Source organism: Delftia sp. WSY_12, assembly GCF_043104645.1.
Classification (GTDB): Bacteria; Pseudomonadota; Gammaproteobacteria; order Burkholderiales; family Burkholderiaceae_C; genus Comamonas; species Comamonas tsuruhatensis.
Window position 1 is genome coordinate 1 of the sequence record NZ_JBICKW010000052.1, and the last position, 8,318, is coordinate 8,318.

Below are 8,318 nucleotides of genomic sequence, written 5' to 3' on the forward strand. Positions count from 1 at the left end.
TCGGCCAGCGTGGGCGTGGCCTTCACCCTGGGCAGCAAGAACGGCTTCAGCGTCAATGTGGGGCTCAGCCAGGGCAAGGGCAGTGGCAGCGGTGAAAGCCTCAGCCACACCAACACCCACATCAAGGCAGGCGGCACGGCCAGCGTGCAAAGCGGCGGCGACACCACGCTCAAGGGCGCCACCATCGTGGCCGACATGGTCAAGGCCGACATAGGCGGCAACCTCGCCATCGAAAGCCTGCAGGACAAGAGCACCTACAACGAGAAAAGCAGCAGCGCAGGCCTCAACGTCAGCCTGTGCGTGCCTCCCCTGTGCTACGGCCCCTCCAGCGTGGGCGGCAGCGCCGGGCGCACGCGCATCGACAGCGACTACCAGAGCGTGGTCGAGCAAAGCGGCATCCGCGCTGGCGACGGTGGTTTTGACGTCAAGGTCAAGGGCGACACCACGCTCAAGGGCGGCGCCATCACCAGCACCCAGGTGGCGATGGACGACGGCAAGAACCGCTTTGAAACCGGCGGCAAGCTGACCACCAGCGATATTGAAAACCACGCGGCCTACGACGCCAGCGGCTGGAGCGCAGGCGGCAGCGTGGGCTTCCAGGCAGGTGACCAGAGCACAGCCAAGACGGAAGAACAAAAAAAGGCCGCACTCGACACAGGTAAAGGCCTGACGGGCGGCAGTGCCGGCGTGGGCAGCGACAGCGGCAATGCCAGCAGCACCACCAAGGCAGGCATCAGCGGCGTGGCGGGTGACAGCGGCGCGCGCACGGGGGACAAGGAGACGGGCCTCAAGCCCATCTTCGACAAGGACAAGGTGCGCGAGAACGTCAATGCGCAGATCGAGATCACGCGGGAGTTTGGTTCACGTGCGAGCAAGGCGGTGGGGGACTTTGCCGACAGCAAGCTCAAGGAGGCGATGGCCAACGGTGATGAGGCGGAAATCGAGAAATGGAAAGAAGGTGGGGCCGGCCGAGTCGCGCTGCACGCATTGGTTGGTGCAGCGGGCGGGGGATTGGCAGGAGCTGCCGGCGCGGGCCTGAGCCAGGTGGCTGTTGCGCATCTGGACGAAACCTTGAAGGAGTTGGGCGTTGACGAAGGTGCGCGAAACACCCTGGTCGCCGTGGCTGGAACGGCCGTGGGGGCCGTGGCCGGTGGAGCAGCAGGGGCAGCGGCTTCGACCAATGCCACGCTGAACAACTTCCTCAACCACAAGGAGCTCACGGAACGGGCTAAGAGTGAGAGCGCCTGCCAGAAGGGCGACAAGGCGGCGTGCGGCGAGGTAAGCAAGCTGGACGCGCGTTCTGCTAAACGCAATGAAGATATCCGTAAAGGTTTGGCTCCAGCGACGGTGGATCAGAACCTGGAGATTCAAGAAGACCTTGGCACAGTGGTGACAGAGCTTGCCAAGTACAAGGATCAGCTATACCAGCAATTGGGGGCCACTGCAGATCCTCAGCGCAGAGCTGACCTGATGGGGCAGATCAGCGCAGCAGACAACAATATCAAGCAGCTGGCTGTGTTGGGTCAGGATAATTTGCTGTACTTGTATGGCAAAACCGATGATCCAAAGTATTGGAGTGCGTACAAGCAACTGCAGGCGGCATCAAACGGAAATGAGTTTGCTGATGTTCTGATGAGCGGTACTGCCCTTATCGGAAAATTGAGAAGAACATCTGTTACCAACGGAACGGAAGGTACTGGAAATCTAGGAGGAAATGGGCAGGCTCGTAATCCTTTACTGGACGATGCACTTCCAAGAAATGGAGATCGGGCAGTATATGGTCAAGGTGAAGGAACTGTGACATGTGGGCATAACTCATGTGGTATGGTTTTAGATACCCTAGGCAAACCGGTCGATGTTCCGGGAATTATTCAGAGATTCCCTGCCGAAACAAATGGTATTAAGCCGGAGGTGGCTGCAACTATCTTGCGGGCTAATGGCGTGGATGCCGTCTCATGGGGTAATAGAAACACTGATGATTTGGCAAAATACACAGCTAACGGAACTCCAGTTATTGTTAGAATCGCAAATAATGAAACAGGATTCTCGCATTTTGTTGTTGTAGATGGTGTGACTACTACAAATACCGGGCAAAAGGTGGTGGCAATACGAGATCCTTTGTCATCTGGAAAGCAATATTTCAGCCCAATTGATAGTTTTAATAAGGTATTTTCTGGCGATGTTATTGTTCCTAGGAAAAGGTGATTTAAATGATTTTAAATATTGAATTTGAGAAAAATTTTTTTACAGAGAGCATCGTTAAGAATAAATTTATTCCATGTATTTGTAGAATAAAAGGGCGGATTTTTACCGTGGAATTCTCCAGGCCGTTGATGGCGGCTATTGGATCTATCCAAGATTTTAATCTGCAAGATATATGTGATAGATATTCTGCGTCTGCAGGTGGTGAATATACTCACTATTGTTTTGGTGAGATTAGTTTGAATTATTTATTTGATAATTCATTTGAGGTCATTGATATGAAATTCTTTGATGAAATATATGGCTGGATAAACATTGTTGAGAATTCTATGTTGGCTGAAAAAAATAAAGAAGAAGATAGATATTATCCAGATTGGGCTAGGGAGTTAGATAAAGATAGGAGTTAATTATTTTATGGATATTCCGATTGCATGAAATTTTTGGAGAATTTCTCTTTGATAAATTATGAGGCTATGTATTAAATTTGAGAAAAATGGTTGGTTTGAGTATTTTATTAAAAATAAAAATATTCCTTGCATTTGTAAAATAAAAGGCAATGATTTTTCTGTGGAATTTTTTTCTCCATTGCCTGAGGCAGTAGGCACTGTGAAAGATTTCTCTAAAGAGGAAATAAATCTTAGAGCTCCATCATATGGAGGTGGGGTACATACACATAATTCTTTTGCGGAGATTAGTTTGATAGAGGTATCGCAAGATATTTATGAAATATCTGATCTTAGATTTTTTTATCAAACATCTGGATGGCACCAAATATTGGAGAATTTTTCTTTGGTGGAGGTTGTTGATGAGGATTTGCCAGATTGGGTCAAAGATTTGGATAAAGGCAAGATTTGATTTAATTTGCTTTGAGTAAATTCGAATTAATCTCATGAAAGACGACCGTTCTTTTTTGATCCTATGTCTTTCCGTTGCGCTGGCCGGTTGCGCCATCGAACCTCGCCGCAACTACACGCCACAGCCCAAAGACGCCACATTGCATCTCCGCTCCACAGGCATGCCCATGTCGGCAAGCTTCTCCATCAGTTCCGCCACCACGGCGTGCGAAGGCTTTGAATTCGCAGGATCTGTCCGCGATGGAGGCGAGGGCGTGCTGCTGCCCTGGATTGCTGCGTTGAGCAACAAGCTCAGCGGCGTACCAACCGTGCGAGAGGCTGCAGTGCCTGCAGATGCGCCAGTGCAGGTCAAAGGCTTTTCCTCCTGGCAAGACCAGTACAGCAGAGGTTCCTGTGGGCCGGTAACCAAGCGGTTCACTCCCACTGCTGATGGCGTCTACCGTGTGGATTTTGTCTGGGCTGGCATGCGCAAGTGCGGGTTGCGTATCGTGGATATCAGCAGGCCTGATGAGCCCAGGGAAGTACCTGCCACGCCGCTGATCTGTCCTCGTCCGCCTGGGCTGTAGGCCGTATAGAGTATTCACAGGTCAGGACTTCCGTTTATATCACCCGCGTTCTGCTTGTCTTGCTGTTCCTGTGTGCTGTAAATCTAAGTGCTTCTGGTTTGTTTGTAGGGTGGAAGTGGAATAAGCAGGCGGCAAGAAACTCAGCTATATCAATGCCCATATCAGCACGAGTGATATAGCCATTATCCTGGACTGTGCGTGAAACACAATGAGGATTGAAAGTAAAAAGCCACGTTGGAAAACGTGCAAAAAAATTCTCTCAGGTCAGGTCGTTGATTCAAAGGTGGTTTAATGAAGTTGCATATAAGATTCCCCCAGAATTTGATAACTGTAGATTTGCTTAAGCAAAAACAGATTCCCTGTCTCGTCAGAATATCCAATGAATTCGAGGTTATTTTCTTTGATACTGTTCCTGATGTGAGTGGCATCGTTTATGGATGGGATAGAGATGAATTGGAGCGAAGAGCTGTGGCATCTGGAGGTGGGGAATATACCCATAGTGCACGAAGCCTCATAACTTTAATGAGAGAAGAGAATGATATTTATCAGATTGTGGATTTGAAGATGTTCTACAGATCATTCGGGTGGTGTGCTGTCGTAAAGAATGGTCAGTATGCTGATCCTGGAAAGTTTTGGGATGACGATATTCTCTAGAAGTATAGAGTCATGAGAGCTGACAATTTCCCTGGTACGCTTCATTTTGAAATTTAAAGCCGTGTTTTATGCTCGCGAAAGGAATTTTCACCGAAAGGAGTTGTTGAGACTGAATCGCTGTTTAAGATTTTTGATTGATAAAATATAAATGGAGGATTTATGTTTTTCTGGAAAATAAAAGAACTAAAGAATGCCTTAATTCGTCGAGAGCTATCAGAAGGACAGGTATTTGGTTATGTCCTGATTTTCGTTTTATTGAACGCTGTTGCTGTGGAAGTTACTCGCTATAGTTCTCCTGAATACGTGGGAGTCTGGGACTATATCAACTCTTTTTTTGGTATTTCTATTGTTTTATGGGGGGCTATATTTTCTTATCGTGCCAATGGGGGGGCTTCTGGTGTGGATTTTGCTGCGAGATTTCTCAGCATCAGTCTTGTGGTGTTGATTAGACATATGTTTTTTATTTTTCCCATTGCATTGATTTTCTATGTGTATATTTTTTATTCATCGCAAAAAGGGGTAAATACGGAGCAAGTGATTATAAAAGAAGAGGTCGGGGTTGGAGTTGTTTTGTTTGTAATTTGGTATATTAATATATATCAGTCAGTTATCAAGAACATCCGCGAGGTGGCAAGAGCTTGAAATGATTTGAAAATGGGAGTGCTGATCGATGTTTGATTCAGATATTTTTGGCCCCATCGCTATGGGAGTTTTGTATTATTCATGGGTCCACGGATTTCGTGTGGCTTCGGAATATATGGATATCGTCCACAATTCTTCGGGCTGGAAATGCGTGTTGGTCGGTGTGATGGCTGGATTATTGCCGGGAGCCATTGTGCTTTGTATTTTTCTCTTGATTAGTTCAAAAGGAAATTCTGGCTTCCTGAATTTTTTGGTGCTCTCATGTATCTGGTTTTATTTGAGAGCGGCAATGCTCACGGCCACCAAGAAAAGTAGTGCTTCACCAACCAAGTGACTTGCGTAGTGTTTGTGCGGAAGCCCAAGGGGTCCCGGGGGCGGCATTACGAGCTTCTTCGTTTGCTGCGGGCTCGTGTATCTGCGGCTTCAGCCAGAGGCCTGCAGGCGCTACCGCGTGCAGTTCGAGCGGGAGGACCGGGTCTGCGATGCCCGCTTGCTGGCCGTGACCGCTGCCGGTAGTACCTCCGAGGCGGCCGTGCGCTGGTGTCTCTTACAGCCGGTGGCTGTGCACCGAGGGCTTTATGGGCATCGGCATGAACGAGGTCATCGGCTACCGCGAGTTTGCGCGTTGACCCCAAGGGCGTTGTCATGCCTTCGCCCAGGTGGATCGAAAACAGTGCACACGCTTGGTATGAAGTTTGCTTACCTGCTGAGTCGCTCGGTGCTGGACGGACGTCCCGAACCCCGTGGCTGCATCTGCGCGAAGTGGTGGTGGAACGGATGTAAGCTCGCGGCAAGCCTGCGGGCGGGTGCTGCCCCAGGTGAACAAGATCAACGCATTCCACGCACCACAAGGAGACATTTCATGAAGCAACCCCCTTCCAGGCAACGCCTGCCCGCATGGCAGTGGATCGGCCTTGCGGCCGCCACGCCGCTGTTCCTCGCATCGTGCGGCGGTGGTGGTGGCAATGGCGGATCGGGCCAGGACGACCTGGCCGCCTGCGCCATCACCTCGGGCGATGGCAGCGTGGTCGTGGGCTCGGGCCTGCCCGGTGATCCGGCCGCACCCGAGCCCTCGTCGGGCTACCGCCTCGGCAAGAAGGCCCTGCACACCTCCAAGTACATGGTGGTCACGGCCAACCCGCTGGCGTCCAAGGCCGGTTGCGAGGTGCTCAAGTCCGGCGGCTCGGCCGTGGATGCGGCCGTGGCCGTGCAGATGGTGCTGGGCCTGGTGGAGCCGCAGTCCAGCGGCATCGGCGGTGGCGCCTTCATGCTCTACCGCGATGCGGCCACGGGCAAGGTCGTGGCCTATGACGGCCGCGAGACCGCGCCGGCTGCCGCCACTGAAAACTACCTGCGCTACGTGGACGATGCCACCGACCAGACCGCGCCCAAGCCTTCGGCGCGCTCCAGCGGCCGCTCCATCGGCACGCCGGGCGTGGTGCGCATGCTGGAACTCGCGCACAAGGACTACGGCAAGACCGCGTGGCCCCAGCTGTTCAATTCGGGCATCGACCTGGCCAGCAAGGGCTTTCCCATCAGCGGCCGCATGGCCGCCGCGCTGGAGGGCTCCAAGACGGAGCTGGCGCGCGATGCCGATGCCGCCAAGCTGTACTTCGATGCCCAGGGCAAGCCGCTGGCGCTGGGCGCCAAGTTCGTCAACCAGCCCTATGCCGACACGCTGCGCAGCATCGCCACGGGCGGTGCCGATGCCTTCTACCGTGGCGACCTGGCCCAGGCCATCGTCAGCAAGGTGGGCGTGACGCAGACCGTCTCGGACGGTGCGCCCATCACCCCCGGCAAGACCACGCTGCAGGACCTGGCCAGCTACGAGGCCAAGCGCCGCGAGGCCGTTTGCACCACCTACCGCGCGCGCTACATGGTCTGCAGCATGCCGCCGCCGTCGTCCGGCGGCATCGCCGTGGCACAGGCCATGGGCATTCTGGAGAACTTCGACCTCAAGGCCTATGCGCCCACGGCCATCGATGGCGAGGGCGGCAAGCCCTCGGTGATGGGCGTGCACCTGGTCAGCGAAGCCCTGCGCCTGGCCTATGCCGACCGTGACAAGTACGTGGCCGACACCGACTTCGTGTCCCTGCCCGGCGGCTCGCCGGCCCTGATGCTGGACAAGAGCTACCTGCGCCAGCGCGCCGCCCTCATCTCCACGACCAAGAGCATGGGCACGGCCCAGGCAGGCAACTTTGGCACGCCTTCGCAGGGCGTGGTCGACGTCAAGGAGGCCGGCACCACGCACATGAGCATCGTCGATGCCAAGGGCAACGCACTGAGCATGACGACCACGGTGGAGTCCAGCATGGGGTCCTTTCACGTCACGCGCGGCTTCGTGCTCAACAACCAGCTGACCGACTTCGCGGCCATCCCCAGCACCGCCGACGGCCCGGTCGCCAACCGCGTGCAGCCGGGCAAGCGCCCGCGCAGCTCCATGGCGCCCACGCTGGTGTTCGACCTGAAGACCGACGGCACCGCCGGCGACTTCAAGATGGCCACGGGCTCGCCGGGCGGCAGCACCATCATCCAGTACGTGACCAAGACCCTGGTCGGCGCGCTGGACTGGGGTCTGGATGCGCAGCAGGCCACGTCGATGGTGGACTTCGGCGCGGCCAACAGCCCGACCACCAACGTGGGCGGCGAGCACCCCAACATCAACACGGCCAATGGCGGCAACGACGATCCGCTGGTCAGCGGCCTGCGTGCCCTGGGCCATGTGGTGTCCATCAGTGCGCAGTCCAGCGGCATCGGCACCATCTTGCGGGTGCAGCGCAATGGGCAGGCGCAGCTGGAAGGTGGGGCTGATCCACGCCGTGAAGGGCTTGTTCTGGGCGATACCGTTCGCTGATCTTGGCCTGATGATTGGCTGAGGAAGGCGCTGCTGGCAGGGATGCTGGTGGCGCCTTTTTTGCTGGTGGGTCTTTTTTTGACCCTGCCGGGTGGTTGTTTTTCGAGGCCGGGGTTCGGCCCGGCGGCCGACCTACTTTCTTATCGCGCGATAAGAAAGTAGGCAAAGAAGCGCGCCCCGCACTGCCCACGACCCTTCGCTTCGCTGCGGGCGACCTGCGTTGGGCGGGATGCGGGGTGTGCCGCAGAACTCACTCCTTGCGCCTGTGGCGCAATCCGTTCAAACAACTGCGGCAAGCTAGACAACGAAGCAGCCCTGTCCTTCGGCAGGGCTGCCACCCCGCATCCCGCCCAACGCAGGCGTGGGCAGAAGGGGGGAGGCTGGGGGCAGCCAACAGCCAACAGCCAACAGCCGGCGCCATCGCTCCGCTCGGCTTCAAACCGGGGCCGAGCGAAGCGAAGGCCCGCACCACCTCCCGTATGTCAGCGCCTGCGGCGTGGTGGTTGCGGGGTTGCAGTCCTGCCGAAGGACAGGACTGCTTCGTGA

Annotated in this window: 7 protein-coding genes; all 7 read left to right on the forward strand. The window is 55.0% G+C overall.

Features of this window, described 5'->3' with window-relative positions; genetic code table 11:
* Positions 1-2,205, forward strand: a 2,205-nt coding sequence (locus ACF8LI_RS23220; protein WP_392414341.1) for a hemagglutinin repeat-containing protein, incomplete at its 5' end; no start/stop codon positions are given.
* A 5-nt stretch (positions 2,206-2,210) separates the two neighbouring features.
* Positions 2,211-2,609 carry a hypothetical protein gene (locus ACF8LI_RS23225; RefSeq protein WP_143044715.1) on the forward strand — a complete coding sequence of 133 codons (399 nt, stop codon included), beginning with the start codon at positions 2,211-2,213 and terminating at the stop codon, positions 2,607-2,609.
* Between the two features lie 58 nt (positions 2,610-2,667).
* Positions 2,668-3,057 carry a hypothetical protein gene (locus ACF8LI_RS23230; protein ID WP_143044716.1) on the forward strand — a complete coding sequence of 130 codons (390 nt, stop codon included), beginning with the start codon at positions 2,668-2,670 and terminating at the stop codon, positions 3,055-3,057.
* Between the two features lie 34 nt (positions 3,058-3,091).
* On the forward strand, positions 3,092-3,622 hold the full coding sequence (locus ACF8LI_RS23235; protein ID WP_143044717.1) for a hypothetical protein: 531 nt from the start codon (positions 3,092-3,094) through the stop codon (positions 3,620-3,622).
* 813 nt (positions 3,623-4,435) lie between these two features.
* Complete coding sequence (locus ACF8LI_RS23240) at positions 4,436-4,918, forward strand: hypothetical protein (RefSeq protein ID WP_143044718.1); 483 nt, start codon at positions 4,436-4,438, stop codon at positions 4,916-4,918.
* Between the two features lie 28 nt (positions 4,919-4,946).
* Positions 4,947-5,252, forward strand: coding sequence for a hypothetical protein (locus tag ACF8LI_RS23245; protein WP_143044719.1), 306 nt, complete (start codon positions 4,947-4,949; stop codon positions 5,250-5,252).
* A gap of 528 nt (positions 5,253-5,780) precedes the next feature.
* Positions 5,781-7,772, forward strand: a complete 1,992-nt coding sequence (ggt, locus tag ACF8LI_RS23250; RefSeq protein WP_016448064.1) for a gamma-glutamyltransferase — start codon at positions 5,781-5,783, stop codon at positions 7,770-7,772.
* The last annotated feature ends 546 nt before the right edge of the window (positions 7,773-8,318 follow it).